Here is a 23,792-nt window from a genome sequence, read left to right as displayed (position 1 = left end):
ATGAGGCACCCCCCATCCTGTTGCCAGGTAGTCGTTGTACCAGGACAAGGACCGTCTGGTACCAGGCTGACGGGTGCCCGAGGCTCGTGCCCATGAGTCACGATGCCACCCTCGCCGCACGTCCGGACCCGGCAGCCCGTCCGGCCGCGCAGGGAACCGGACCCCGGAAGGCCCCTGCCGTGCTACGGCCGCTCGGGCTGTTCACCTTGCTGCTGGGTGCGGCGCTGCCCATGATCGATTTCTTCGTCGTCAACGTCGCCTTCCCGAGTATCGAGAACGATCTCGACGCCTCTCCGGCAGCCCTGGAGATGGTCGTCGCCAGCTACGCCGTCGCCTATGCCTCGCTGCTCGTACTGGGCGGACGGCTGGGCGACACCTTCGGACGGCGCCGCCTCTTCCTGTGGGGCGTCGTCGCGTTCGGCGTCACCTCGCTCGCCTGCGGGTTCGCCCCGGGCGTGTGGTGGCTGATCGGCGCGCGGCTGGCGCAGGGCGCCGCCTCGGCGATGATGTTCCCGCAGGTGCTCGCCACCATCCACGCGACGAGCGAGGGGCGGGTGCGCACCCGCGCCATCGGCCTGTTCGGCTCGGTCGGCGGGATCTCCATCGTCACCGGGCAGGTGCTGGGCGGCATACTGGTCGCCGCCGACCTGGCGGGCACCAGCTGGCGGGCGATCTTCCTGATCAACGTTCCCGTGGTGCTGGTCGCCCTGGCGCTGGGCGTGCGCACCGTGCCGGACAGCCGCTCGGACGCGCCCGCCCGCGGTGACATCGCCGGGACGGTGCTGCTGGCGTGCGGTCTGGTCGCCCTGCTGCTGCCGCTGACGGAGGGGCGGGCGGCCGGCTGGCCGTGGTGGTCGGTCGCACTGATGGTGGCCGCGGTGCTGCTGGCGTACGCGTTCTTCGCCGTCGAACGCCGGGAGGAGCGCGCGGGCCGCAGCCCACTGCTGCCGCCCTCCCTGCTGCGTGAACCCGGCGTACGGCGCGGGCTGCTGGCCGGGGCGCCCATCTTCCTGGGCTTCAGCAGCTTCATGTTCGAAAGTGCGCTGCTGTTGCAGCAGGGGCTGCGTTTCGGAGCGTTGGCCGCGGGCCTCACGCTGGTGCCGATGGGGCTGGCCCAGTTCGCCGGCTCCATCCTGGCCTCCCGGCTGACCGAACGGATCGGCGCCGGCCGCGTGCTGGCACTCAGCGCTCTCACACAGGGCGCCGGGCTGGGCGCGCTCCTGCTGGCCCTGTTCGCACGGTGGCCCGATGTGCCACCCCTCGCCCTGGCCCCCGGGCTGGCGCTGTGCGGTGCGGGGCAGGGTCTGCAACTGCCCACGTACTTCCGCGTCGTCCTCTCCGGGGTCCCGGCCGCGCGCGCCGGCGCGGGCAGCGGGCTCGCCGCCACAGCACAGCAGTCCGGCCTCGCCCTGGGCGTCGCCACCCTCGGCTCCCTCTTCCTCACGCTGATGCCGCACCTGGGCGTGCGAGAGGCGCTCACCGTGGTGCTGGCCGTACAGGGGTGCGGGCTGCTGGCACTGCTCGTGATGGGCATCCGGATGCCCCGCTCGGTGGGCTGAGGAAGCGGCGCCGGAACGGCGGCCTAGCATGCCCGGCATGGCGATGTTCGTGCATCTGACGTCTGCGGCGAACGCGCCGCGCATCCGACGGTCCGGAATCCGCGCGGCCGGCCGCGGGCAGGAGGGCGCACGCGGGGTCTACTGCTTCCCGGTGCTGCCGTCGTACACCCTGACCCACCAGTGGCTGCGCGAACTGGCCCGGTTCGGCAGCCGGGGAGGACTGGTGGCCGTCCATGTGCGGCTGGACGACTCCCAGCAGGTGCTGGTGGGACGCTACGCACGCGCACAGGCCACCGTCCCCGCTGCCGAGGCCGTACGGCGGATCGCCGCGCTGGACGACCCGCGCGGCTGGGAGGTGTTCGTGCCCCGGGCGGTCCGGCCGCGCGAGGTGCACCGGATCCGCACCGCGCCGCAGACGGTGGGCTGGCGCTACTGGCCCGAGGCGCACGGAGTCCGCCCCTGCACCTGCGACGGTTGCCGGGTACGCGGCGAGTACGGCTCGCGGCGACTGCGCGAGCGGTTGCCGCATCCGCTGGACGGGCCGCCGCCACCGTCCAGGGTGTTGCTCGCCAGAGTCGCCGCGGCCGGCTCCCCGGGCGACCCGACGGCGCTGCGCGAGACCCTGCACTGGTTCGGTATGCGCCGCCGGGGCCCTCTCGCCCAGCTGGCCCACCTCGCCGCCCACCCCGACCCCGCGGTGCGGGAGGAGTTGGTGTGGGCGGTCTCCCGCTGGTCCACCCCGGGAGTGGCCGAACTGCTGGACGGCCTCGCCGACGATCCGCATCCGGATGTCCGCGAAGCGGTGGAAGCGGCACGTGAGCCGTCATCGGAGCCGTCGGGCAGCTAGCCCGGAGCCTCCGGCACCCAAAACAGCGGCTCGCTCCGCCCCCGGACCAGTCCGCTCACCCGCGCACAGCGAGGTGGACCCACACCGTTTTGCCCGCCCCGGTGCGGGGGCGTACGCCCCACGCCTGCGAGAGGGCGTCGACGAGCAGTAACCCGCGGCCCGAGGTCTCCTCCGGGCCCGGCTTGCGCAGTTCGGGCATCTCCCACTGGTACGAATCGGAGACCTCCAGCACGAGGCGAACAGACCAGGGATTTCGTCCAGAGGCTCGTCTCCAGCATCCCCGAGGAAGAGGAACTCACGTGAACAGCAGGACCGTCGTCAGCCGATTCCGTAAGTCGTCTTACTCAGGCGCCGGTGAGGCCAGCGAGTGTGTGGAGGTTGCCCACACGGCTGACAACGGCCGCGCGGTCCGCGACAGCAAGGACACCGCACGCGGGACCGCGTACTTCGGTGCGGGTGCGTGGCGGGCGTTCACCGCGCACCTGCGCGGTGGCGGAGCAGGCGGCGTGTAGGTGCACCCCCTCAGGCGGGGTCCACGCCCCCGCGAGGCCGCGCGGCGGCGCCGCACACCGCGGCGGACAGCGCGAGCCCGAGCACGCCCGGGTTGACGTAACCAGGCACGGAGCCGGCGGCGTAGCTGCCGTGCCCCTCCGTCTCGCAGACGAACCGGAGCGGCACGTAGTTCACGGTGTAGTCGACGACGTGCAGCACCCGCTCGCGCTCTTCCGGAATCCGGCACGGCCGCAGCGGCGAGGAATCGGTGCCGCCGTCCTCCGCCTCCAGTACCGCACCGGCGATGTGGAGCAGGCCCCACGAGTACAGGGCGGCTGCCGCGGCGCCCAGCAGGGCGGTCAGGGCGCGCAGCCGCACCTTCCGGTCGGCGCGGCGGAGGCCGACCCGGCCGAGGGTGCCGAAGCCGTACCCGATGAGGGACAGCGAAGCGATCAGTCCGACCGGGAGCAGCAGCAGGAGCAGAAGGGCCATCCGGGCACTTCATCAGAAGGAGCCGCTGCTGCCTATGGCGGATCACATAACCGCGATGTCCCACGAGATGAGCGCCTGCGGCGACGGGACGCGATGAGTAGCCACCGCTTGCGTCGGCAGCCCGGCCCCCTACCGCAGTAGGGGGCCGCATCGGCTCTGCGGTATGCAGCGCGGCACCACGTCGGCGCCCTACCTTCGCGCCCATGAACGTTCCTCCGCGTACCTCCGCTCCCGCTGCCGCGTCCCGCATGGAGAAGCCCTTCGCACGACGGTTGGGGCGGCGCCTGGGAGCCGCCGCAGCACTGCTCCCCGTCGGGCTGTTCGCTCTCGTCATGGGGCTCGGCGGGCGGGCCCGGGCCGCGCGCCGGGCGCTGCGGGCGCGCCCTCAGGCGGGGGCGGGGCGCGTCCTGGCGCATGCCGTGCTCACCGTGCTGCTGGGGGTCCTGGCGCTGATACCGGTCGCGGTGCTCACCCTCCTGATCGCCCGTGGCCCGTTCTACGGCTTCGTGGACAACGGGCCGTACGACGACTCCTGGGGCGGGCCGAGCGAGGCCGGTGCCTGGCTGGCGCATTTCGGGGTGAGCGTGCCGCTGGCCGTCGTGGCTCTCGGGCTGCTGTACGGCCTGGCCGCGCTGCACCGGCGGATGACCGCACCGCTGCGGGGCGAGCGCAGGCCCGTGTGGGTGCTGCCGACGGGACTGCTGAGCTGCTTGGCCGGCGGGCTGTTCCTGGTCGCGTTCGTCAGGCAGTTGAACTGAGCCACGGCCCAGGGCAGGGCCGGACGGGCGGCCTACTCCCCCTGGGACCAGGCCGCCACCGGGAGCGACAGATAGACACCGAAGTCGGCGAGCCCGGTGGCGGCCTCGATGCGTTCATGGAGGAGGTCCACGCGCTCCTGGCGGTTGGCGGCTCTGCTCTCGAACCACTTGGAGCGGATCTCGATCACCGCGTTCAGACCGCTGCGGTCCAACGGACCCAGCGGCCGGAAGCGGATCTCCACGTCACCGGGTTGCAGGTCGCCGTCGTAGGGCTCCTCGGGGCACTCCACCGCCTGGGAGACCAGGTGCGGCAGTGCGGAACCGAGTGCGCGAAGCCTCGCTTCGGGGACGTGAGGCGCGTAGGTGACGTCGACGAGTGGCATCAGAGCATCTTAGGGACGCGCACGCGTGCGCGCCCGGGTATTTCTGCGCCGCTCGCCCGGCCGCCAGGCCGCACCGGGGCGAGCGCCCCGCAGCACGGCGCCGGGCGAGCGTGCTCACGCCCGGTGGTACTGGATCGGGCGGCGCGGCTCGGCGCCCAGTTCCACGGCGGCCTCGTTCGCCCAGTACGGACGGCGCAGCAGCTCGCGGCCGAGCAGGACCGCGTCGGCCTGCCCCGAGGCGATGATCTCCTCGGCCTGCCGGGGTTCGGTGATCAGGCCGACGGCGCCGACCGGCAGGTCGGTCTCCTTCTTGACCCGCTCGGCGAAGGGCACCTGGAAGCCGGGGGCCGGCTGGATGCGGGCGTCCGGGGCGTTGCCGCCGGTGGAGGTGTCGAGCAGGTCGACACCGCGGGCCAGCAGCTCCTTGGCGAGGCGGACGGTGTCGTCACCGGTCCAACCCTCGCGGTCGTCGTCGATGTTCTCGGTCAGCCAGTCGGTGGCGGAGATACGGAAGAGGAGGGGGAGTTCGTCGGGCCACACGGCGCGTACCGCGTCGACGACCTCCAGCGCGAACCGCGTACGGCCTTCGAAGGAGCCGCCGTACTCGTCGGTGCGGTGGTTGGTGAACGGCGAGAGGAACTCGTTGATCAGGTAGCCGTGCGCGCCGTGCACCTCGACCACCTTGAACCCGGCTTCGTAGGCGCGGCGGGCGCTGTCCGCGAACCGGCGGACGAGCTCGGCTATCCGCTCGTGCGACAGCTCGTCGGGCGTGGTGTGCCCGTCGGAGAACGGCAGCGGGCTGGGGCCGACCGGCTGCCAGCCGTGGCCCAGGCCGGGCGCCAGGGGTGCGCCGCGGTCGACCCAGGTGCGCTCGGTGGACGCCTTGCGGCCGGCGTGCGCGAGCTGGATGCCGGGGACGGTGCCCTGTTCGGACAGGAAGCGGGTGATACGGGCGAAGGCCTCCTGCTGGCGGTCGTTCCACAGGCCGAGGTCGTAGGGGCTGATCCGGCCCTCGGGGGTGACCGCGGTCGCCTCGACCAGTGCCAGTCCGAGCCCGCCGGAGGCCCGCGCCCCCAGATGCGCGAGGTGCCAGTCGGTGGGAGCGCCCTGGTCGGGGCCGTCGGGGGCGGCCGAGTACTGGCACATCGGCGCCATCCAGACGCGGTTGGGCACGGTCACCGACCGCAACGCAAGGGGCTCGAACAGTGCGCTCACGGCGCTCTCCCATCGGGTAGGGGCGGAAACAGCGGTTAGTACGATAGCCACCGTAGTACGAGACCTGTCAAATTTCGATGACTGCCGTACTATGTGGGCGTGCCGACGACAACTGCCGTACGCGAACTCCCGCACCCGTCACGGGAGGAGATCCACCTGGAGGCGGTACTGCACGCACTGGCCGATCCGGTGCGGCTGCGGATCATCACCGTCCTGAACACCCACGGTGAGGGCGAGGGCAACGGGGCCACCTGCTCCCAGGTCGAGCTCCCCGTCTCCACCTCGACCGCCACCCACCACTTCCGGGTGCTGCGCGAGGCGGGCGTCATCAACCAGTGCTACCGCGGCACCTCCAAGATCAACTGCCTGCGGCGAGCCGACCTGGAAGCCCGCTTCCCCGGCCTCCTGGACGCGGTCCTGCGCGCAGCAGCGAACTGAAGCCCACCCTTCCGAGGGGCCCGGCCAGGTGACCCGCTCACATTGTCGGTCCGCCTGATTACGGTGAGTTGTGACTGGATCACTGCACCTTGAGGGCGCATCATGACAGTGATGCCTGAACGACCGACGGCCATAGAGGCCTCCGACGAACCGGACGGCAGTTTCGACGCGCTGCTCCGGACCCTCTTGGCCATGGAGGTACCCGAGGGCTATCGGGCGGAGATCATCGGGGGAAGCATCGTCATGTCGCCATGGTCGAAGGGGTACTACCTGCGGGCGATGCGCTCTTTGCGTGCTCAGCTGGAACCGCATGTCCCGACCGGGACGATCGTGGACAGCTCCCCTTACCTGTTCACCTTTCCGGACCAGGAACGCGCCTTCGGGCCCGATGTCTTCGTCGCCTCCGAGAAGGCGTTCGATACGGAAGCACAGCACATCGACGGTGAAGCCCTCGTACCCGTCGCCGAGTTGACCTCCGCCTCAACGCGTAATGTCGGCTGGAGCGACAAGTTGGCGGTCTACGCCAAGGCAGGCGTGGGCGTTTATGTACTGCTCGACATGCAGGCACAGACCGTCTCCGTCTTTTCGGACCCGGCACCCGAGGGGTACAGGACGCGCAAGACATGCCAGTTCGGCAAGGCCTTGCACCTCCCCCTGCCGTTCGACTTCGAGCTGGGCACCACAGCGTTCGGCAAGCCGCCGGAAAACCAGGGGTGACCCGAGCACCCTCTCTGCCACAGTGCCCGCATGGACCGACAGACGCGCTCCCTCCTCGCCCACGCCGACCACCCCTTCGCGGCGCCGCTGGAGGACTCCTCCGTGGACCGGTTGCTCGCCCGCGCGGTCGTACGCGGTGACGCACGCATGCTCGACCTCGGCTGCGGGGAGGGCGCGTGGCTCATCCGCGCGCTCCAGCGGCACCCGGACGGGAAGGCGGTGGGCGTGGACATCTCCGCCGAGGCCTTGGAGCGCGCCCGGCACCGGGCGCGGGAGGCGGGGGTCGCCGAGCGGCTGACACTGCACCGCGGCGAGGCCGCGTCGTTCGAGGCGCCGCATCCCTTCGATCTGGTGCTGAGCGTCGGCGCGGCGCATGCGTTCGGCGGGCTGCTGCCCACCCTGGAGGCCGCGCGGCGGCAGCTGGCGCCCAGCGGCACCGTGCTGGTCGGGGACGCGTACTGGGAGCGGGAGCCGAGCCGGTGGGCGCGGGAGACGCTGGGCGAGTACGAGGACCTGGCGGGGACGGTGGAGAAGGTCACCGCCGAGGGCTGGACGCCGGTGTACGCGCACGTCTCCACCCGGCACGAGTTGGACGACTACGAGTGGAACTGGACCGGTTCCCTCTCCCGCTGGGCGCTGGACAACCGCGATCACCCCGACAGCGCCGAGGCCCTGCAGGCCGCGGCCCGGCACCGGGACGAGTGGCTGCGCGGCTACCGGGCAAGCTTCGGCTTCGTGTGCATGGCGCTGCGCCGCACCACCGGGTGACCACGGCACGGAACGACGCGAAGGGCCCGGCTCCCCCTGCGGGGTGCCGGGCCCTTCGCCGCGATGGAGCTGGTGCTGGTCAGCAGCCGATCAGACGGCCGGCCAGATAGCCCTCGATCTGGTCAAGGGAGACGCGCTCCTGCTTCATCGTGTCGCGCTCCCGCACCGTGACGGCGTTGTCGTCGAGGGTGTCGAAGTCGACGGTGACGCAGAAGGGGGTGCCGATCTCGTCCTGGCGGCGGTAGCGGCGGCCGATGGCGCCCGCGTCGTCGAAGTCGATGTTCCAGTGCTTGCGCAGCGTCTCCGACAGGCCGCGGGCCTTGGGCGAGAGCTTCTCGTTGCGCGACAGCGGCAGCACGGCGACCTTGACCGGGGCCAGCCGGGGGTCGAGGCGCATCACGGTGCGCTTCTCCATCTTGCCCTTGGCGTTGGGCGCCTCGTCCTCGATGTAGGCGTCGAGCATGAAGGCGAGCATCGCGCGGTTGACACCGGCCGCCGGCTCGATGACGTACGGCGTCCAGCGCTCACCGGCCTCCTGGTCGAAGTACGACAGGTCGTGGCCGGAGGCCTTGGAGTGCGCGGTGAGGTCGAAGTCGGTGCGGTTGGCTACACCCTCCAGCTCGGAGAACTCGCTGCCGCCGAAGTTGAAGCGGTACTCGATGTCGGCGGTCCGCTTGGAGTAGTGGGAGAGCTTCTCCTTCGGGTGCTCGTACCAGCGGATGTTCTCCTCGCGGATGCCCAGGTCGCGGTACCAGGCCCAGCGCTGGTCCATCCAGTACTGGTGCCATTCCTCGTCCTCGCCCGGCTTGACGAAGAACTCCATCTCCATCTGCTCGAACTCGCGGGTGCGGAAGATGAAGTTGCCCGGCGTGATCTCGTTCCGGAACGACTTGCCCATCTGCGCGATGCCGAACGGCGGCTTCTTGCGCGAGGTCTGCTGGACGGCGGCGAAGTTGGTGAAGATGCCCTGCGCGGTCTCGGGACGCAGGTAGGTGACCGAGCCGGAGTCCTGGGTGGGGCCGAGGTGGGTGGACAGCAGCCCGGAGAACTGCTTGGGCTCGGTGAAGCCGCCCTTGTTGCCGCAGTGCGGGCAGTTGATGTCGGCCAGGCCGTTCTCCGGCTCGCGGCCGTGCTTGGCCTCGTACGCCTCGGTCAGGTGGTCGGCACGGAAGCGCTTGTGGCACGAGGTGCACTCGGTGAGCGGATCGGTGAAGGTGGAGACATGGCCCGATGCCTCCCAGACCTCGGGGGCCAGAATCACCGACGAGTCGATGCCCACCACGTCGTCGCGCGAGGTGACCATGGAGCGCCACCACTGGCGCTTGATGTTCTCCTTCAGCTCCACGCCCAGCGGCCCGTAGTCCCAGGCGGCACGCTGACCACCGTAGATCTCACTGCACGGGTAGACGAAGCCACGGCGCTTGCTGAGGCTGACAATTGTGTCGATCTTGTCGGCGGCCACGGTGCTCTCTTCATTGACGACGAGACGGAATACCCCAGATTACTGGGGCCCGTAGGGGGCGCGGCAAATCGGTTCCGGATTCGACCCGGCTGCCGTCCGGAGTCTTCGGGACCGTCCCGGATCATCCCTTCGAAGAGGGCGGCGTGATCACGGAGCGCGAAGCTTTAGTTGACAATCGTTTCCAATTCGGATGAAAATGAGTGTCATGAACATCGGTCCCCGCCCCCGTCGGCTCATACGCACCAGCGCGGCGCTCAGCGCTCTCGGTCTCGCCTCCCTCAGCCTCGCCGCCTGCGGCAGCGACAGCGGCGGCAGCGGGAAGGTGCGGGTGGCCGCGTCCTTCTACCCGATGGCGTATCTCGCACAGCAGATCGGCGGTGAGCACGTCGAGGTCGAGAACCTCACCAAGCCCGGCACCGAACCGCACGACCTGGAGCTGAGCCCGAAGCAGACCGGCCAGCTCAGCGAGATGGACCTGATCGTCTACCTCAAGGGGCTGCAGCCCGCCGTGGACGAGGCGGTCGAGCAGTCGGGCGTGAAGAACATCGCCGAGGCCACCTCCTACACCACGCTGGAGAAGCACGGCACCGATGTGCACGGCGAGGAAGGCCACGACGAGCACGGGCACGGCGAGAAGGGCCACGACGAGCACGAGGGCCACGACCACGGCGACGACGCGGCGGGCGACCCGCACATCTGGCTCGACCCGGTGCGCTACGCCGAGGTCGCCGAGGGGGTCGGCAAGCAGCTCCAGAAGGCCGACCCCGACCACAAGGCCGAGTACAAGAAGAACACCTCGGATCTCGTCTCGCGCCTCAAGAAGCTCGACAAGGACTTCGAGAGCGGCCTGAAGAACAAGAAGACCGATACCTTCATCACCACGCACGCCGCCTTCGGCTACCTCGCCGAGCGGTACGGTCTCCATGAGGAGGCCGTCGCCGGCATCGACCCGGAGTCGGAGCCCAGCGCGTCCCGGATGAAGGAACTGCACAAGGTCGCCAAGAAGGACGACGTGGACACCGTCTTCTTCGAGAACAACGCGAGCGACAAGACCGCCAGGACACTCGCGGGCGACCTCCGGCTGAAGACCTCGGTACTCAGCCCTCTGGAGAGCATCAAGGACCCGAAGAACGACGACTACTTCTCCGTGATGCACCAGAACCTGACCGCGCTCAAGACGGCGCTCGGCGCACAGTGAGGACGTAAGGCATGACCAGGACGACTGCGGCCGCACAGGACGGGGCCGCGATAGCCGGGGCCCCGCCCGCCGTCACCCTGCGCGGCGCCACCGCCTCGCTGGGCGGGCGCCCCGTGCTGCGCGGGGTGGATCTGACGGTGGGGCGCGGCGAGACGGTCGCGCTGCTGGGGGCCAACGGCTCGGGCAAGTCCACCACCATCCGCGCCGTGCTGGGGCAGGTGCCGCTCACCGGGGGCGAACTGGAGCTGTTCGGTACGCCCTTCACCCGGTTCCGCGACTGGCGGCGGCTCGGCTATGTGCCGCAGCGCTCCACCGCGGCGGCCGGTGTCCCGGCGACGGTGCGGGAGGTCGTCTCGGCCGGCCGGCTGGCCCGGCGCCGCTTCCGCCCACTGGGCCGCGAGGACAAGGCCGCCGTACGGCACGCCCTGGAACTGGTCGGCATGGCGGACCGGATGCGGGAGCCGGTCGAGTCGCTCTCCGGCGGACAGCACCAGCGGGTGCTGATCGCGCGGGCCCTGGTCGCCGAACCCGAGCTGCTGATCATGGACGAGCCGCTGGCGGGCGTGGACGTCGCCAACCAGGAGATACTCGCCGAAACCCTGCGCCGACAGGTGGACCAGGGCACCGCCGTACTGCTCGTCCTGCACGAACTCGGCCCGCTCGCACCGCTGATCGACCACGCCGTCGTCCTGCGGGACGGGCAGGTCGAGCGGGTGGACAACCCCGACCGGCTGCACGACCTCGCCTGCCACCCGCACGGCTCCGTACCCGCCGCCGAGGCGGCACCGAAGATCGAGACGGGGTTGCTCTCATGATCGAGATGCTGGACTACGCGTTCATGCAGCGCGCGCTGCTCGCCGCGCTGCTGGTCGGGATCGCGGCGCCCGCCGTGGGCATCTACCTCGTGCAGCGCCGTCAGGCGATCATGGGCGACGGCATCGGCCATGTCGCGCTCACCGGAGTCGCGCTGGGCTTCCTGCTGAGCACCAACCCGGTGTGGATGGCCGTGCTCGTCGCCTCGGTGGGCGCGATCACGATGGAGCTGATCCGCTGGTACGGCAAGGCCCGGGGCGACATCGCCCTGGCGATGCTGTTCTACGGCGGCATGGCGGGCGGCGTCATGATCATCAATCTGTCGCCGAACGGCTCCAACGCCAACCTCACCACCTACCTCTTCGGCTCCATCACCACCGTCTCCCCCGAGGACCTGACCGCCATCGTCGGGCTGTCGGTCTTCGTGCTGCTCGTCTCACTCGGGCTGCGCCGGCAGCTGTTCGCCGTCTGCCAGGACGAGGAGTTCGCCCGGGTGACGGGGCTGCCGGTGCGACTGCTCAATCTGCTGCTCGCCGTGACCGCCGCCGTGACGGTCACGGTGGCGATGCGGGTGGTCGGACTGCTGCTGGTCAGCGCGCTGATGGTGATTCCGGTGGCCGCGGCGCAGCAGGCCACCCGCGGTTTCGCCGCCACGCTGGGGCTCGCCATGGGCTTCGGCGTCGCCGTCACCCTCTCCGGCACGGTGACCTCCTACTTCGCCGATGTACCACCCGGCGCCAGCATCGTCGTCCTGGCGATCGTGCTCTTCGGCCTCGTCACGGCGCTGGCCGCGCCGCTGGCCAGGCGCAGGTTCCGCAGCGGTAGCGGGGGCGGAGAACAGGCCGTCTCCCGGGGGAAGACTGTCCCCGAGGGGGAGGGAGAGGGCACCCTGGTAGCGGACGGGAAGCACAGCGCCGCCGACGGCACGGGGCAGGTGGATCGCCCGAGCAGGGTGTAATACCCGCTCACCGGAAGCGCCTGGCACAATGGGTCGCCGCGAACGCCGCACCGACCCGGAGTCGCCTCGGCGCCTCCCCGGAGCCGACGAACGTAAGGAGCCAGAGCGTGACCACCGCAGGTCCCCCTGTACGCGGCCGGTCGACCCGGCAACGCGCCGCCGTCTCCGCGGCACTCGCCGAGGTCGAGGAGTTCCGCAGCGCGCAGGAACTGCACGACATGCTCAAACACCGGGGCGACTCGGTGGGGCTCACGACGGTCTACCGCACCCTGCAGTCCCTTGCGGACGCGGGCGAGGTGGACGTGCTGCGCACGGACGACGGTGAGGCCGTCTACCGGCGGTGCCACAGCGACGACCACCACCACCATCTGGTCTGCCGCGCCTGCGGCAAGGCCGTGGAGGTCGAGGGTCCGGTGGTGGAGAAGTGGGCCGCCTCCGTCGCGGCCGAGCACGGGTTCGTGAACGTGGGACACACCGTGGAGATCTTCGGGACCTGCGGGGAGTGCGCCGCCGCCGGGCAGACGCCGTAGGACTCCCCCGGATTCACGCCTGGTCGGGAGGCGGTTCTCAGCCGTGGTTCAGCGATTCCGCGCCGATATGCGGGCCTCGATTCCGTCCAGGATGACGGACAGCCCGAACTCGAATTCAGCCGTGCCCTCCGTGTCGGCGGCTTCGGTGGCGTCGGCGAGTTCGCCGGAGGCGAGGAGCGCGCGGATGGCCGGGAAGTCTCCGGTCGCGGTGAGTTCGGACAGCAGGCCCCAGTAGCGCTTCTCCACACCGCTCCACTCGGTGCCGCTCGCACGGGTCGCCTGGTCGATGTCCGCGTGGAGGGCGACATCGCTGCGGACGTAACCGCTGACGGTGATCATGACGCCCAGCTTCTCCTCGGCGTCCAGCCCGGTGGCCGCCAGCTGGGCGAGGGCGTACTCCATCCACTCCACGCTGTGCCGGGACAACGGTGGGGAGCCGATGGGGATGCGGACGATCCACAGGTGACGCAGTAGGACGGCACGGAAGGCGCGGGCCCAGTGCTCGATGCCGGGCCGCCAGCCCTCCCCGGACGGTGGGCCCGCAGGCGGGGTGCCGATGGCCGTGTCCTCCATGAGGACCAGCAGCTCGTCCTTGCCGGCGACATAGCGGTAGAGCGCCATCGTCGAGACGCCGATCTCGGTGGCGACGCGGCTCATGGACACCGCGGCCAGCCCCTCGGCGTCGGCGATGCCGATGGCCGCGGCGACGATCCGCCGTACGTCCAGCGCGCGTGCCGGGCCCTTGCCGGGCCGCTCCTTCAGGCCCCAGGCGGCGGCCACGCCTGCCGGGAGCCCGTCGAGGGGCCGCTGCTCGCCCGGCGTCCGCTGCTCCCGCTCCACCATCGTGAGCCGTCCCGCCCTTCGGGTTGCCTTCCACCACTCGGAACGTGTATAGCATACGCAGTAGAGTTTATGGCATACGCAGTAGCGCGTATCAGATACACAGAAGAGGGGGGGACGTGCCATGCACCAAGCGCCAGAGGCGGAGTGGGCGATACGGACGCGGGGGCTGAGCAAGGCGTACGGCTCCGTACAGGTGCTCGCGGGGCTCGATCTGCAGGTGCGGCGCGGCAGCGTCTTCGCCCTGCTCGGACCGAACGGGGCGGGCAAGACCACCACCGTCCGCATCCTGGCGACGCTCATCCGGGCCGACGCCGGGCAGGCCACCGTGGCCGGGCACGACGTGGAGACGGCACGGTCCCGGGTGCGCCGCGCCATCAGCCTCACCGGGCAGTACGCGGCACTGGACGAGGAGCAGACGGGCCTGGAGAACCTGCGGATGATGGCGCGGCTGCGCGGCCTGCCACGCGCCGCCGCCCGCGGCCGCGCCCAGGAGCTGCTGGAGCGCTTCGCGCTCACCGACGCCGGGCACCGCCGGGTGTCGACGTACTCGGGCGGAATGCGGCGCAGGCTGGACATCGCCGCCGGGCTCGTCAGCGATCCGGAGGTGGTCTTCCTGGACGAGCCGACGACGGGACTCGATCCCCGCAGCCGCCGCACGATGTGGGAGACGGTCGGCTCGCTGACACAGGCAGGCGTGACCGTCTTCCTCACCACGCAGTACCTGGAGGAGGCCGACCAACTGGCCGACCGGGTGGCCGTACTGGACGGGGGGCAGGTGCGGGCCCAGGGCACGCCGGAGGAGCTGAAGAAGACGGTGACCGCCCAGCGCCTCGATCTGACGATGGCCGGGCGCGCGGCCTACACCCAGCTGGCCGGACGGCTGGGCGGCCGGGTGCTGCACCAGTCGCCGGAGGAGCTGGTGCTGGGTGTGGCGACCGACGGGAGCGCGGCGCATGTGCGGGCGCTGCTGGACGAGTTGGACCCCACGCGCGAACAGGTCGCGCGCTTCGCCGTGCACAACGCCACCCTCGACGACGTCTTCCTGGAGCTGACCCATGAGTGATCTCACGGCATACCCGGTGCTGGCGGGCCGGTCGATCCGGCTGACCCGGCGCAACCTGGACGCGGTGCTCACGGCACTGGTGCTGCCGGTGATGCTGATGCTGGTGTTCGTCTACTTCTTCGGTGGCGCCATCGAGACGAGCACCGGGAAGTACGTGACCTATGTGGCGCCCGGTGTGCTGATCCTGTGCGCCGGATACGGCGCCTCGATGACGGCGACCACCGTCTCCAACGACATGACGAACGGCATCATCGACCGCTTCCGCTCCATGGACACCAGCCCCACCGCCGTGCTGACCGGACATGTCGCGGCGAGCGTGGCCCGCAACGCGGTGGCGACAGCGGCGGTGCTGGCCGTCGCCTTCGCGATCGGGTTCCGGCCGCAGGCGGGGCCGGCCGGCTGGCTGGCTGCCAGCGGCATCCTGCTGCTCTACATCACCACGCTCTCCTGGCTGGGTGCCGCGGCCGGGCTGCTGGCCAAGACCCCCGAAGCGGCGGGCGGTTTCACCTTCGCCATGCTCTTTCTGCCCTACCCCAGCAGCGCCTTCGTGCCGATCGACACGATGCCCGACTGGCTGCACGGCTTCTCCGACAACCAGCCGGTGACCCCCGTCATCGAGTCCCTGCGAGGGTTGCTGCTGGACCAGCCCGCCGGCAACAGCCCCTGGCTGGCGCTCGCCTGGTGCCTGGGGCTGCTGGCGGTGGCGCTGCCGGTGTGCGGGGCGCTGTTCCGGAGGCGCACCGGCTGACCGGGGCTCAGGGGGCGGGGGGCGCCGCGTCGGAGATCCAGTGCCGGCGGCCGAGGCTGATGAGGCGGAGCTGGCGGCGGGCCGTGTGCGCGACGGCCTCCTCCGGCGGCCCCTCCCCCAGGGCCGCGTCCAAGAAGGCGGAGGCGGTCATCACCATGTGGTCGACGTAGGTCTCGCCCAGCATCCGCAGATCCTCGGCGCTCCAGCCCCGGGAGACCTCGTCGCGGGCGAGCACCTCGGCCACCTCCGCGGCGAACCGGTCGAGCTGGGAGCCGATGGCGGTCCGCACGGCGGCCACCCCGCCGTGCCGTTCGCGTACCACGAAGCGGATGTGCTCGGGGTGCTCGCGCACGAAGCGGGCGATGGCGTCGACGAGGTGATCGATGCGCTCGCCGTCGTCGCTGCGTTCGGTCAGCCCGGCCCGTATCACCGCGTGCAGGCTGCCCAGCGACTCCTCGACCAGGGCGACGCCCAGGTCGGCCACGTCCCTGAAGTGCCGGTAGAAGGCGGCGGGCGAGATGCCCACGGCACGGGTGATCTCGCGCAGACCGATACTGCTGAGGCTCTGCTCCTCCAGCAGCGCCAGACCCGCGTCCAGGAGTGCACGGCGCGTTCTGGCCTTCTTCAGGTCCCGTTGCGAGTGGGGGGTGCTGCTGCTCATGTTCTCAGTAAACAGTTGTGCGCCGAGCGCCGCAATGCTGTAGCCTCGAACTCGGTGAACAGTTGTCACGACACTTGTTCACCGAACTTGATGCACGCAATGCACGCACGACGACCGCCGAAACGCAACGAGTTGGGAGAGAGGAACAGATGATCTTCCTCGTCGCCGCCTTCCTCCTGCTGGGCGTGCTGGTGGGCCCACCGGCCCAACTGCCGCCCGAGGTGACCCTCTCGGCAGCCGCGGTCATCGCCGCCTGGCTGCTGGTCTTCACCGTCCGCGAACGCACCCGCCGCAACCGGCCGAGGAGTTGACCATGAGCACTGTGCTGCTTCGCAAGGGCCGCACCCGCGTGGATGACGCCGACACCGCCGACGCCGCCGACGCCGCCGACGACATGGCCGTGGCCTCCTTCATCATGGGGCTGGTCGGGCTGCTGGTCTTCAACATCGTCCTCGGCCCTTGCGCCCTGGTACTGGGCGGACTTGCCCTCGCCCGCGGCACCACGCGCCGCGGCCGCGCCCTGCTGGGCACGGCACTGGGCGCCGCCGACCTGATCGTGCTGGCCGTACTGGTCACCGCGAACGGCACCGTCTCCTGGAACTTCACGGGCTGAGGCGCCCCCTCACGCACCCTTGGCGGCGCCCTGTTCACCCTCGTCGGTCCGCGCACCACCGAACCGGCGGTCGCGCTGGGCATACTCCAGACACGCCGCCCACAGGTCGCGCCGGTCGAAGTCCGGCCACAGCACGTCCTGGTAGACCATCTCCGCGTACGCGCTCTGCCATATCAGGTAGTTGGACGTCCGCTGCTCGCCCGACGGACGCAGAAACAGATCCACGTCCGGCATGTCGCGGTAGTACAGATACTTCGCGAACGTCTTCTCGCTGACCTTGGCCGGATCCAGCCGGCCCGCCGCCACGTCCTCGGCGATACCGCGGGCCGCGTCCGCGATCTCGGCACGGCCGCCGTAGTTGACGCAGAAGTACAGCGTCATCGCGTCGTTGTCCTTGGTCTGCTCCTGGGCGACCTGGAGCTCCTGGACGACGGACTTCCACAGCTTGGGCATCCGGCCCACCCAGCGGATACGGATTCCCAGCGCGTCCATCTCGTCGCGGCGGCGGCGGATCACGTCCCGGTTGAAGTTCATCAAGAAGCGCACCTCTTCGGGTGAACGCTTCCAGTTCTCGGTCGAGAAGGCGTACAGCGACAGGTTCTTCACACCCATCTCGATACAGCCCTTGAGCACGTCCATCACGACGCCCTCACCGACCTTGTGCCCCTCCGTACGCGGCAGTCCCCGCTGCTTGGCCCACCGGCCGTTGCCGTCCATGACGACCGCCACATGGTTGGGGACCAGCTCGCCCGGGATCTTGGGCGGCCGGGCCCCCGAGGGGTGCGGGTCGGGCGTCGCGTACTCGCGCTGCTGCGACCAGGACAGCATTCCGCGGCGTGCCATCGGTACTCATCTCCAGCGGGCGGGACAGGGGAACAGTGCTGACCCGCCCGAGCCTAGCCGCTCCTAACCGCTGGTCGCCTGCCGGACATAGCGCAGGGAGCGCAGCCCCCGCTCCAGGTGCCAGTGCAGATACGCCGAGACCAGCCCCGAGCCCTCCCGGCAGTGCCGGGGCTCGGCGGCGTCCGCGGTCTCCCAGTCACCGGTCAGCAGGGCGCCCAGCAGCCGCAGCGCCTCCGGGGAGGGCACGACGCTGCCCGGCACCCGGCAGTCGCCGCACACCACGCCGCCCGACGCGACGGAGAAGAACCGGTTCGGCCCCGGCAGTCCGCACTTGGCGCAGTCCGCGAAACTGGGCGCGTAGCCCCCCATCGCGAGGGAGCGCAGCAAGAAGGCGTCCAGTACCAGGCCCGCACCGTGCTCGCCCGAGGCGAGGGTGCGCAGGCCGCCGACCAGCAGCAGATACTGCTGCACATTCGGCTCGCCCTCGTGGTCGGTGAACCGCTCGGCGGTCTCCAGCATGGCCGTCCCCGCCGTGTAGCGGTCGTAGTCCGCCACGATGCCCCGACCGTAGGGGGCGATCGTCTCCGTCTGCGTACACAGCGGCAGACCGCGCCCCACCAGCTCGCTGCCCCGGGCGAAGAACTGCACGTCGACGTGGCTGAACGGCTCCAGCCGCGCCCCGAACTTCGACTTCGTCCGCCGCACCCCCCGCGCCACGGCCCGCACCCGGCCGTGCCCACGTGTGAGCAAGGTGATGATGCGGTCGGCTTCGCCCAGCTTCTGGGTACGCAGCACGATGCCGTCGTCACGGAACAGGGTCATGGAGGCATTCTCCCGTACCCGGCGCGGGGGTCAGCGGGCGGTGCCCGGCGTGATGAGACCGGACTCATAGGCGGCGATCACCAGTTGTGCGCGGTCGCGCACGGAGAGCTTGCCCATGATGCGGCTGACGTGGGTCTTGGCGGTGAGCGGGGACAGGGCGAGGGTCTCGGCGATCTCGGTGTTGTTGAGACCGCGCCCGACCAGGGCGAGGACCTGCCGCTCGCGGGCGGACAGGGCGCCCAGGGCCTCCGGGGACGGCGTGCCCGGGGCGTCCGGTCCGGGCGCCCGCAGCACCCGGGCGATGAGCCGGGCGGTCGGGCCCGGCGAGAGCAGCGCCTCCCCGGCAGCGACGGTACGGATGGCATCCAGCAGCTCGGCGGGACGGGTGTCCTTGACCAGGAACCCGGAGGCACCGGCCCGCAGCGCCTCGACCACGTGCTCGTCGGTGTCGTACGTGGTCAGGACGAGGACCTTCACACCGTCCAGATCCTCCTCGGCGGCGATCTGCCGGGTCGCCGAGATGCCGTCGAGGTCGGGCATCCTGATGTCCATGACGACCAGGTCCGCACGAGCGGACCCGGCGAGTGCGACGGCTTCCCGGCCCGTCGCCGCCTCGCCCACCACGATCATGTCCTCGGCGGAGGCGATGAGCATGGCGAAGGCGGACCGCACCAGAGTCTGATCGTCCGCGAGCACGATACGGATGGGGATGGTGGTGCGGTCGTTTTGACTGCCCGTTCGGGCGGTTTCCGTCATGGCAGGGCTTCTCCCGGTGCGGCAACGGACGAGGACGGTCGGGCGGGCAGCAGCGCGGTGACGGCGAACCCTGGGCGGGGCGCGCGGGAGCCGACCTCCAGGCTGCCGCCGACGCTGCGGGCCCGCTCCCGCATCCCGGCGATACCGAACCCGCCGGGACCGCCGGCCGCCTCCTCCCCCGCCGTGGCCTCCCCGGTGGCCGCGGCGGCGTCGCCTCCGCCGTCGTCGACGACGCTGACCCGCAGCGCCCCGCCCACCGCCTCCACCACGGCCCGCACACACACGGAGGCACCGGCGTGCCGTACGGCGTTGGTCAGTGCTTCCTGGACGATGCGGTAGGCGGCGGCGCCCACGGCGGGGGCGGGCGCCAGCGCGTGCGCCGAGTCGTGTACGGACAGCTCGACGTGCGCGCCCGCGTCGCACGCCGCCCGCGCCAGGTCCGGCAGCCCGGACAGACCGGGCAGCGGCTCCATCCCGTCGGCGTCCCCGGCGCGCAGCACCTCCAGCGTCGTGCGCAACTCGGCGCGTGCGCCGCGGCAGGTCTCGGAGATGCCCTCCAGGGATTTGGCGACCGCCTGACGGTCGAGCCGATCGGGGTCGGCCATCAGGACGTGCGCGGCGACGGACGTCTGCACACCGATCAGGGTGATGCTGTGCGCGAGCAGATCGTGCAGATCGCGGGCGATACGCAGCCGCTCCTGCGCGACGCGGCGGGCCGCCTCCTCCTCGCGGGTGCGTTCGGCCCGCTCGGCGCGCTCGACCACGGCGGCCAGGTAGTTGCGGTGGATCCGCACCGTCTCGCCGAACAGCACGCACACCACGATCCATCCGGAGGAGCGCAGCATCTCGCTCAGTTCGTGGGTCCGGCCGGCGGTTCCCATGATCGTCGCCATGACGCCGACGATCCCGCCCAGGGTGGCGAACGAGCGCAGCGGCGGACCGGCGACGGCCATCGAGTAGAGCGCGATCAGCGCGCCGGGCACGGCGGCCGTGTGGACGTAGTCCTGCGCGTGGTACGGCCCGATGCACAGCATGATCCCCAGCACCGCCAGCCAGGGCGCGCGGCGGCGGACGGCCAGCAGGGCACCGGAACAGGTCAGCAGGGCCCAGCCGAGGGGCGTGGGGAAGCGTCCGTCGGTGGGCGGGGCGGCCAGCACCAGCACGGTCTGCACGGCGCACACGGCCAGCGCGAGCAGCACGTCGCGCCGGGTGACGGGCGCTCCTGGCTGTCGGGGCCGCAAGGAGCGCGCCACGATGGTGTTCACCGGATCCCGGGGCATGCGCACAAGCCCAATCCTGCGGTACGGGGCGGAGGTTGGGGCAGGGGGGGTGCGGGCCGTCACCCACGCCGGGCGCCCTCGCTCTCCGTACGGAACAGCCGGCCCGGCCACCACATCCACCGCTTCAGCAACTGACTGGCCGAGGTGACCAGATACGTCCGCACCAAGAAGGTGTCCAGCAGCACGCCCACCGCGATGACCAGTCCCAACTGAGCCATCAGCACCATCGGCAGCGTCGCCAGCACACAGAAGGTGGCGGCCAGCACGATGCCCGCCGAGGCGATCACCCCTCCCGTGGTGCGCAGCGCGGTGAGCGAGGCCTCGGCGACAGGCACACCGCGCAGCGACTCCTCACGGGTGCGGTGCATCAGGAAGATGCCGTAGTCGACACCGAGCGCGACCAGGAAGACGAACGTCATCAGCGGTATACCCGGGTCGAGGCCCTCGAAGCCCAGCACCGGCTCGAAGGCCAACCCGCCCAGGCCCAGCGCGGCCCCCCAGGAGGCGACGACGGCGACCGTCAGGATGAGCGGCGCGACCAGGCTGCGCAGCAGGGCGATCAGAATGACCAGCACCGCCGCCAGCACCAGCGGGATCACCACCTTCCGGTCGTCCGCGTTGGTCTCCTGGAGGTCGAGCTGCTGGGCGCTCGGCCCGCCGACGAGGGCCTCGGCACCCCGAAGGCCGTCCAGCTCGCCGCGCAGCTGACGGATGGTGGCCATCTCGCCCGCGGACTCGGGCCTGTCCTTCGCGTACGCGGCCCACTCCGTCCAGCCGCCGCCGCTGCGCTCCTTCTCGACCCGTACGACGCCGTCCGTGCCGCGCACCGCCTGCTCGACCCGCGGGGCCGCGCCGGTGCGGGCGAGGACCGTCACCGGCCGGCTGCTGCTTTCGGGGAACGCCTTTTGCACCCTCTCCTGTGCGGAGACCGACTCGGGCTTCTCAGTGAAGGTGTCCTGTTCACGCAGGTCCCCCGGCAGCGCGAACACACCGAGGCAGAGCGTCCCCAGCAGCAGCGCGCCGCCCACCAGCACGGTGACCGGGCGGCGCCCCGCCGAGCTGCCCATGAAGGTGAACAGGGAGCGGCGGACCGTGGGCGTACTGCCGAACGCGGGGATCAGCGGCCAGAACAGCCGCCGCCCCAGCAGTACGAGCAGCGCGGGCAGCAGCGTCATCATGGCGGCGAGCGCGCAGACGACACCGATGGCGCCGACCGGGCCCAGCGCGTTCACGCTGTTCAGATCCGCCGCCAGCAGGCACAGCAGCCCGGCAGCGACCGTGCCGGAGGAGGCGAGAACGGCGGGCCCGCAGCCGCGCAGTGCGGCGACCATGGCCTCGAACGGCCTCCGGTGGACGCGCAGTTCCTCGCGGTAGCGCGAGACCAGCAACAGGGCGTAGTCCGTGCCGGCGCCGAAGATGAGCACCGTCATCACAGAGGTGTTCATCGTGGTGGCCGTCAGATCGAATGCCTGCACCAGGCCGTACACCAGCGCCCGGGACACCATCGCCGCCACCCCGACCACCAACAGCGGGACCAGCCACAGCACCGGGCTGCGGTAGGTGAGGATCAGCAGCACGGCGACGACCACGGCCGTGCCCAGCATCAGCGTCCCGTCGACGGACTCGAAGATCTCGCTGCTGTCCGCGGCCACCGCCCCCGGCCCGCCCAGCTCGACCGTCAGCCCGCTCGGCGGGTCCGCGATCCGGTCCCGGATACGGTGCACCGCCTCGTCCCGTACGTCCTCGTCCCCCATCCCCGTGAGGGAGAAGGCGGTCAGCAGGGTCCGGCCGTCCTTCGCCGGGACGGAGCGCGGCACAGCGCCGTCCTTCTCGCCCGCGAGGGCGTACGCGTCGGCGACCTGGCGAACCTGCGTACGGGCCAGCTGTCGATCCGCAGCCGTCAGACCGCCTTCCCGGTGGTGGACGAGCAGCAGCGCGCTGGTTCCGCCGCCGGGCAACTGCTCCACCAGGTGCTGCACGCGGGTGGAATCGGCACCGCCGGGCAGATAGTCGGTGGGCTTGTCACGTGTGACATCGGCGAGCTTGGCCGCGAACGGCACGGCGAGCACGAGGGCGACGATCCACAGGGCGACGACGCCCCACGGCACGGCGCGCTGCCGTCTGCTCCTGGTGGGCGGCGCCCCGGGCGGCGGTGCGGGCGTGTCCGCGCGCTCGGTCACTTCAGTAGCGGGTCCCATCAGGGTCCCCCTCTTTCCGTCGGGATGCTGGCTCCCGACCAGACTCGCCTCCCGACACCCCCGCTTCGTCGCCCCCTGGACCGAACCTCCGCTACCCCCGCAGGCGGTCCGCGGCGCCGGTTACTCCCCCGGTCGTACTCCCACTGCGGGCCACCCCGTCAGCGGGGCCCCGCGGCACGCCGGGCGGCAAGTGCGCGGCGCAGCCAGTGGAAGGAGTCCTTGGGCGTGCGCTCCAGGGTCGCGTAGTCCACGTGCACAAGGCCGAAGCGCTGTGTGTAGCCCTCGGCCCACTCGAAGTTGTCGAGCAGCGACCAGACGAAGTAGCCGCGCACATCGGCGCCTTCCGCGAGGGCGGTGTGCAGCGCGCGCAGATGCGCGTCGAGGAAGTCGATCCGGCGGCTGTCGTGGGTGCGGTCCGGGTACGCGCAGCCGTTCTCGGTGATGAGCACCGGCGGCAGCCGGTCACCGTACCGTTCGCCCAGGGTGCGCAGCGTCTCCGTCAGCCCCTCGGGGACGACGGCCCAGCCGGACCCGGTGCGTTCCCGGCCGGGTGTCTCGTGGAGGGTGAACGGGACTTCGGCGGGGATGTCCACCCCCGCGAACTCCCCGCCTTCTCCGCCCGCGCCGACCAGGGTGGGCCGGTAGTAGTTGATCCCGTACCAGTCGAGCGGTTCGCCGATCACCTCCAGATCATCCTCGACCGGTCCGGGCAGCAGCTCGGCCAACCCCTGGTCGGGGTAGCGCCCCAGCAGCAACGGGTCGGCGAACAGGTGGTTGGTGAGGGTGTCGTAGAAGTCCGCTGCCCCGGTGTCGGCCGGGCTGTCGGACAGCGGCCGGACGGGACCGTGCGAGTTGGCGATACCGATGGAGCCCGCGCCGTTGGCCCGCAGCGCGCGGACCGCCAGCCCGTGCCCGAGCAGTTGGTGGTGGGCGGCGGGCAGCGCGTCGAACAGCAGGCGCTCGCCGGGCGCGTGGACGCCGAGACCGTAGCCGAGCAGGGTCAGCTCGGCCGGCTCGTTGAGGGTGATCCAGCGGGCCACCCGGTCCCCGAGGCGGGCGGCGACCATATCGGCGTAGTCGGCGAACAGGTGCGCCGTCTCCCGTCGCAGCCAGCCGCCGCGCTCCTCCAGCGCCAGCGGGGTGTCCCAGTGGAAGAGGGTGGGCACCGGCTGGATGCCGGCCTCGCACAGCGTGTCGACGAGCCTGTCGTAGAAGTCCAGTCCCGCTCGGTTGAGCTGTCCACCGCCCGAGGGCAGGACGCGGGGCCAGGAGAGGGAGAACCGGTAGGCGTCGACGCCGAGTTCGCGCAGCAGTGCCACGTCCTCGGGCCAGCGG

General features: G+C 71.2%; 28 protein-coding genes. 15 read left to right on the top strand and 13 right to left on the bottom strand.

Translation table 11 applies throughout. The annotated features are described in order from the left end of the window. The first annotated feature begins 92 nt into the window (after positions 1 to 92). Entirely contained in the window at positions 93 to 1,559 is a 1,467-nt protein-coding gene (locus KBY19_RS27125; protein WP_185016801.1) for an MFS transporter, read from the top strand. Positions 1,560 to 1,596: 37 nt separating this feature from the next. Continuing rightward, positions 1,597 to 2,406, top strand: coding sequence for a HEAT repeat domain-containing protein (locus KBY19_RS27120; RefSeq protein WP_180289631.1), 810 nt, complete (start codon positions 1,597 to 1,599; stop codon positions 2,404 to 2,406). Positions 2,407 to 2,461: 55 nt separating this feature from the next. On the opposite strand, the gene KBY19_RS27115 is transcribed toward KBY19_RS27120, so the two are convergent. Next, complete coding sequence (locus tag KBY19_RS27115) at positions 2,462 to 2,638, bottom strand: ATP-binding protein (protein WP_247691468.1); 177 nt, start codon at positions 2,636 to 2,638, stop codon at positions 2,462 to 2,464. A 67-nt stretch (positions 2,639 to 2,705) separates the two neighbouring features. Here KBY19_RS27115 and KBY19_RS27110 point away from each other — a divergent pair, with 67 nt between their 5' ends. Continuing rightward, positions 2,706 to 2,918 carry a DUF397 domain-containing protein gene (locus tag KBY19_RS27110; protein ID WP_210966880.1) on the top strand — a complete coding sequence of 71 codons (213 nt, stop codon included), beginning with the start codon at positions 2,706 to 2,708 and terminating at the stop codon, positions 2,916 to 2,918. A gap of 10 nt (positions 2,919 to 2,928) precedes the next feature. On the opposite strand, the gene KBY19_RS27105 is transcribed toward KBY19_RS27110, so the two are convergent. Beyond that, positions 2,929 to 3,390: a hypothetical protein gene (locus KBY19_RS27105; protein WP_210966879.1), complete on the bottom strand. Its 462-nt coding sequence runs from the start codon at positions 3,388 to 3,390 to the stop codon at positions 2,929 to 2,931. Positions 3,391 to 3,593: 203 nt separating this feature from the next. Between KBY19_RS27105 and KBY19_RS27100 the strand changes: the two genes are divergently transcribed. Next, the gene (locus tag KBY19_RS27100; protein ID WP_210966878.1) at positions 3,594 to 4,148 is read left to right on the top strand and encodes a hypothetical protein; all 555 of its coding nucleotides are present in this window, start codon (positions 3,594 to 3,596) and stop codon (positions 4,146 to 4,148) included. Between the two features lie 32 nt (positions 4,149 to 4,180). On the opposite strand, the gene KBY19_RS27095 is transcribed toward KBY19_RS27100, so the two are convergent. After that, positions 4,181 to 4,531 (bottom strand): hypothetical protein, encoded by a 351-nt coding sequence (locus KBY19_RS27095; protein ID WP_185016807.1) that lies wholly within the window; start codon positions 4,529 to 4,531, stop codon positions 4,181 to 4,183. A gap of 114 nt (positions 4,532 to 4,645) precedes the next feature. Further along, complete coding sequence (locus tag KBY19_RS27090; RefSeq protein WP_099880614.1) at positions 4,646 to 5,746, bottom strand: NADH:flavin oxidoreductase/NADH oxidase; 1,101 nt, start codon at positions 5,744 to 5,746, stop codon at positions 4,646 to 4,648. Positions 5,747 to 5,845: 99 nt separating this feature from the next. On the opposite strand from KBY19_RS27090, the gene KBY19_RS27085 reads away from it, so the two are divergent. The 3 genes from KBY19_RS27085 to KBY19_RS27075 all read left to right on the top strand — a co-directional run bounded on the left by KBY19_RS27085 (position 5,846) and on the right by KBY19_RS27075 (position 7,669). Then, positions 5,846 to 6,184 (top strand): helix-turn-helix transcriptional regulator, encoded by a 339-nt coding sequence (locus KBY19_RS27085; protein ID WP_099880615.1) that lies wholly within the window; start codon positions 5,846 to 5,848, stop codon positions 6,182 to 6,184. A gap of 111 nt (positions 6,185 to 6,295) precedes the next feature. Beyond that, positions 6,296 to 6,901 (top strand): Uma2 family endonuclease, encoded by a 606-nt coding sequence (locus KBY19_RS27080; RefSeq protein WP_247691467.1) that lies wholly within the window; start codon positions 6,296 to 6,298, stop codon positions 6,899 to 6,901. Between the two features lie 30 nt (positions 6,902 to 6,931). After that, positions 6,932 to 7,669: a cyclopropane-fatty-acyl-phospholipid synthase family protein gene (locus KBY19_RS27075; RefSeq protein ID WP_099880617.1), complete on the top strand. Its 738-nt coding sequence runs from the start codon at positions 6,932 to 6,934 to the stop codon at positions 7,667 to 7,669. A gap of 79 nt (positions 7,670 to 7,748) precedes the next feature. On the opposite strand, the gene KBY19_RS27070 is transcribed toward KBY19_RS27075, so the two are convergent. Next, entirely contained in the window at positions 7,749 to 9,131 is a 1,383-nt protein-coding gene (locus tag KBY19_RS27070; protein ID WP_185016809.1) for a glycine--tRNA ligase, read from the bottom strand. A gap of 205 nt (positions 9,132 to 9,336) precedes the next feature. Here KBY19_RS27070 and KBY19_RS27065 point away from each other — a divergent pair, with 205 nt between their 5' ends. The 4 genes from KBY19_RS27065 to KBY19_RS27050 all read left to right on the top strand — a co-directional run bounded on the left by KBY19_RS27065 (position 9,337) and on the right by KBY19_RS27050 (position 12,630). Further along, positions 9,337 to 10,329, top strand: a complete 993-nt coding sequence (locus KBY19_RS27065; RefSeq protein ID WP_099880619.1) for a metal ABC transporter solute-binding protein, Zn/Mn family — start codon at positions 9,337 to 9,339, stop codon at positions 10,327 to 10,329. Between the two features lie 11 nt (positions 10,330 to 10,340). Further along, positions 10,341 to 11,144, top strand: a complete 804-nt coding sequence (locus KBY19_RS27060) for a metal ABC transporter ATP-binding protein (RefSeq protein ID WP_099880621.1) — start codon at positions 10,341 to 10,343, stop codon at positions 11,142 to 11,144. Beyond that, a complete protein-coding gene (locus KBY19_RS27055) occupies positions 11,141 to 12,100 on the top strand; it encodes a metal ABC transporter permease (protein WP_099880623.1) in 960 nt (319 codons plus the stop codon). Before KBY19_RS27060 ends, KBY19_RS27055 begins: the two co-directional genes overlap by 4 nt. A gap of 107 nt (positions 12,101 to 12,207) precedes the next feature. After that, on the top strand, positions 12,208 to 12,630 hold the full coding sequence (locus tag KBY19_RS27050; protein ID WP_099880625.1) for a Fur family transcriptional regulator: 423 nt from the start codon (positions 12,208 to 12,210) through the stop codon (positions 12,628 to 12,630). A 48-nt stretch (positions 12,631 to 12,678) separates the two neighbouring features. On the opposite strand, the gene KBY19_RS27045 is transcribed toward KBY19_RS27050, so the two are convergent. Further along, a complete protein-coding gene (locus tag KBY19_RS27045; RefSeq protein ID WP_210966876.1) occupies positions 12,679 to 13,473 on the bottom strand; it encodes a TetR/AcrR family transcriptional regulator in 795 nt (264 codons plus the stop codon). Positions 13,474 to 13,594: 121 nt separating this feature from the next. On the opposite strand from KBY19_RS27045, the gene KBY19_RS27040 reads away from it, so the two are divergent. Continuing rightward, the gene (locus KBY19_RS27040; RefSeq protein ID WP_210966875.1) at positions 13,595 to 14,536 is read left to right on the top strand and encodes an ATP-binding cassette domain-containing protein; all 942 of its coding nucleotides are present in this window, start codon (positions 13,595 to 13,597) and stop codon (positions 14,534 to 14,536) included. Beyond that, a complete protein-coding gene (locus KBY19_RS27035; protein ID WP_099880634.1) occupies positions 14,529 to 15,284 on the top strand; it encodes an ABC transporter permease in 756 nt (251 codons plus the stop codon). Before KBY19_RS27040 ends, KBY19_RS27035 begins: the two co-directional genes overlap by 8 nt. A gap of 7 nt (positions 15,285 to 15,291) precedes the next feature. Here the strand turns inward: KBY19_RS27035 and KBY19_RS27030 are convergent, their stop codons facing one another. Further along, a complete protein-coding gene (locus KBY19_RS27030) occupies positions 15,292 to 15,945 on the bottom strand; it encodes a TetR family transcriptional regulator (RefSeq protein WP_185016814.1) in 654 nt (217 codons plus the stop codon). A gap of 149 nt (positions 15,946 to 16,094) precedes the next feature. Here KBY19_RS27030 and KBY19_RS27025 point away from each other — a divergent pair, with 149 nt between their 5' ends. Then, complete coding sequence (locus KBY19_RS27025; protein ID WP_099880638.1) at positions 16,095 to 16,256, top strand: hypothetical protein; 162 nt, start codon at positions 16,095 to 16,097, stop codon at positions 16,254 to 16,256. A gap of 2 nt (positions 16,257 to 16,258) precedes the next feature. Beyond that, positions 16,259 to 16,558, top strand: a complete 300-nt coding sequence (locus KBY19_RS27020) for a DUF4190 domain-containing protein (RefSeq protein ID WP_210966874.1) — start codon at positions 16,259 to 16,261, stop codon at positions 16,556 to 16,558. A 9-nt stretch (positions 16,559 to 16,567) separates the two neighbouring features. Here the strand turns inward: KBY19_RS27020 and KBY19_RS27015 are convergent, their stop codons facing one another. The 6 genes from KBY19_RS27015 to KBY19_RS26990 all read right to left on the bottom strand — a co-directional run. Next, positions 16,568 to 17,401, bottom strand: a complete 834-nt coding sequence (locus KBY19_RS27015) for an isoprenyl transferase (RefSeq protein ID WP_099880650.1) — start codon at positions 17,399 to 17,401, stop codon at positions 16,568 to 16,570. Positions 17,402 to 17,464: 63 nt separating this feature from the next. Continuing rightward, positions 17,465 to 18,223 (bottom strand): DNA repair protein RecO, encoded by a 759-nt coding sequence (recO, locus tag KBY19_RS27010; protein WP_099880661.1) that lies wholly within the window; start codon positions 18,221 to 18,223, stop codon positions 17,465 to 17,467. 30 nt (positions 18,224 to 18,253) lie between these two features. Then, positions 18,254 to 18,979: a response regulator transcription factor gene (locus tag KBY19_RS27005; protein WP_099880663.1), complete on the bottom strand. Its 726-nt coding sequence runs from the start codon at positions 18,977 to 18,979 to the stop codon at positions 18,254 to 18,256. Next, a complete protein-coding gene (locus tag KBY19_RS27000) occupies positions 18,976 to 20,259 on the bottom strand; it encodes a sensor histidine kinase (RefSeq protein ID WP_210966873.1) in 1,284 nt (427 codons plus the stop codon). The genes KBY19_RS27005 and KBY19_RS27000 overlap by 4 nt, the downstream gene beginning before the upstream one ends. A 59-nt stretch (positions 20,260 to 20,318) precedes the next feature. After that, complete coding sequence (locus KBY19_RS26995; protein ID WP_185016815.1) at positions 20,319 to 22,457, bottom strand: MMPL family transporter; 2,139 nt, start codon at positions 22,455 to 22,457, stop codon at positions 20,319 to 20,321. A gap of 158 nt (positions 22,458 to 22,615) precedes the next feature. After that, the coding region (locus KBY19_RS26990) for a family 1 glycosylhydrolase (protein ID WP_210966872.1) at positions 22,616 to 23,792 on the bottom strand (1,177 nt) is incomplete at its 5' end.

It is taken from the genome of Streptomyces sp. B15 (assembly GCF_018070605.1).
Lineage (GTDB): Bacteria > Actinomycetota > Actinomycetes > Streptomycetales > Streptomycetaceae > Streptomyces > Streptomyces smyrnaeus.
Note: the sequence above shows the minus strand (reverse complement) of the source record. Positions and strands in the feature narration are given on the sequence as shown.

What these genes read in the sequence shown, in the direction of transcription:
- KBY19_RS27020 (WP_210966874.1), top strand. Translation starts at nt 16,259, where the DNA reads ATGAGCACTGTGCTGCTTCGCAAGGGCCGCACCCGCGTGGATGACGCC.
- KBY19_RS27100 (WP_210966878.1), top strand. Translation starts at nt 3,594, where the DNA reads ATGAACGTTCCTCCGCGTACCTCCGCTCCCGCTGCCGCGTCCCGCATG.
- KBY19_RS27060 (WP_099880621.1), top strand. Translation starts at nt 10,341, where the DNA reads ATGACCAGGACGACTGCGGCCGCACAGGACGGGGCCGCGATAGCCGGG.
- KBY19_RS27095 (WP_185016807.1), bottom strand. Translation starts at nt 4,531, where the DNA reads ATGCCACTCGTCGACGTCACCTACGCGCCTCACGTCCCCGAAGCGAGG.
- KBY19_RS27040 (WP_210966875.1), top strand. Translation starts at nt 13,595, where the DNA reads ATGCACCAAGCGCCAGAGGCGGAGTGGGCGATACGGACGCGGGGGCTG.
- KBY19_RS26995 (WP_185016815.1), bottom strand. Translation starts at nt 22,457, where the DNA reads ATGGGACCCGCTACTGAAGTGACCGAGCGCGCGGACACGCCCGCACCG.
- KBY19_RS27125 (WP_185016801.1), top strand. Translation starts at nt 93, where the DNA reads ATGAGTCACGATGCCACCCTCGCCGCACGTCCGGACCCGGCAGCCCGT.
- KBY19_RS27000 (WP_210966873.1), bottom strand. Translation starts at nt 20,259, where the DNA reads ATGCCCCGGGATCCGGTGAACACCATCGTGGCGCGCTCCTTGCGGCCC.
- recO (WP_099880661.1), bottom strand. Translation starts at nt 18,223, where the DNA reads ATGACCCTGTTCCGTGACGACGGCATCGTGCTGCGTACCCAGAAGCTG.
- KBY19_RS27030 (WP_185016814.1), bottom strand. Translation starts at nt 15,945, where the DNA reads ATGAGCAGCAGCACCCCCCACTCGCAACGGGACCTGAAGAAGGCCAGA.
- KBY19_RS27105 (WP_210966879.1), bottom strand. Translation starts at nt 3,390, where the DNA reads ATGGCCCTTCTGCTCCTGCTGCTGCTCCCGGTCGGACTGATCGCTTCG.
- KBY19_RS27055 (WP_099880623.1), top strand. Translation starts at nt 11,141, where the DNA reads ATGATCGAGATGCTGGACTACGCGTTCATGCAGCGCGCGCTGCTCGCC.
- KBY19_RS27005 (WP_099880663.1), bottom strand. Translation starts at nt 18,979, where the DNA reads ATGACGGAAACCGCCCGAACGGGCAGTCAAAACGACCGCACCACCATC.
- KBY19_RS27080 (WP_247691467.1), top strand. Translation starts at nt 6,296, where the DNA reads ATGCCTGAACGACCGACGGCCATAGAGGCCTCCGACGAACCGGACGGC.
- KBY19_RS27015 (WP_099880650.1), bottom strand. Translation starts at nt 17,401, where the DNA reads ATGGCACGCCGCGGAATGCTGTCCTGGTCGCAGCAGCGCGAGTACGCG.
- KBY19_RS27120 (WP_180289631.1), top strand. Translation starts at nt 1,597, where the DNA reads ATGGCGATGTTCGTGCATCTGACGTCTGCGGCGAACGCGCCGCGCATC.
- KBY19_RS27035 (WP_099880634.1), top strand. Translation starts at nt 14,529, where the DNA reads ATGAGTGATCTCACGGCATACCCGGTGCTGGCGGGCCGGTCGATCCGG.
- KBY19_RS27065 (WP_099880619.1), top strand. Translation starts at nt 9,337, where the DNA reads ATGAACATCGGTCCCCGCCCCCGTCGGCTCATACGCACCAGCGCGGCG.
- KBY19_RS27075 (WP_099880617.1), top strand. Translation starts at nt 6,932, where the DNA reads ATGGACCGACAGACGCGCTCCCTCCTCGCCCACGCCGACCACCCCTTC.
- KBY19_RS27045 (WP_210966876.1), bottom strand. Translation starts at nt 13,473, where the DNA reads ATGGTGGAGCGGGAGCAGCGGACGCCGGGCGAGCAGCGGCCCCTCGAC.
- KBY19_RS27025 (WP_099880638.1), top strand. Translation starts at nt 16,095, where the DNA reads ATGATCTTCCTCGTCGCCGCCTTCCTCCTGCTGGGCGTGCTGGTGGGC.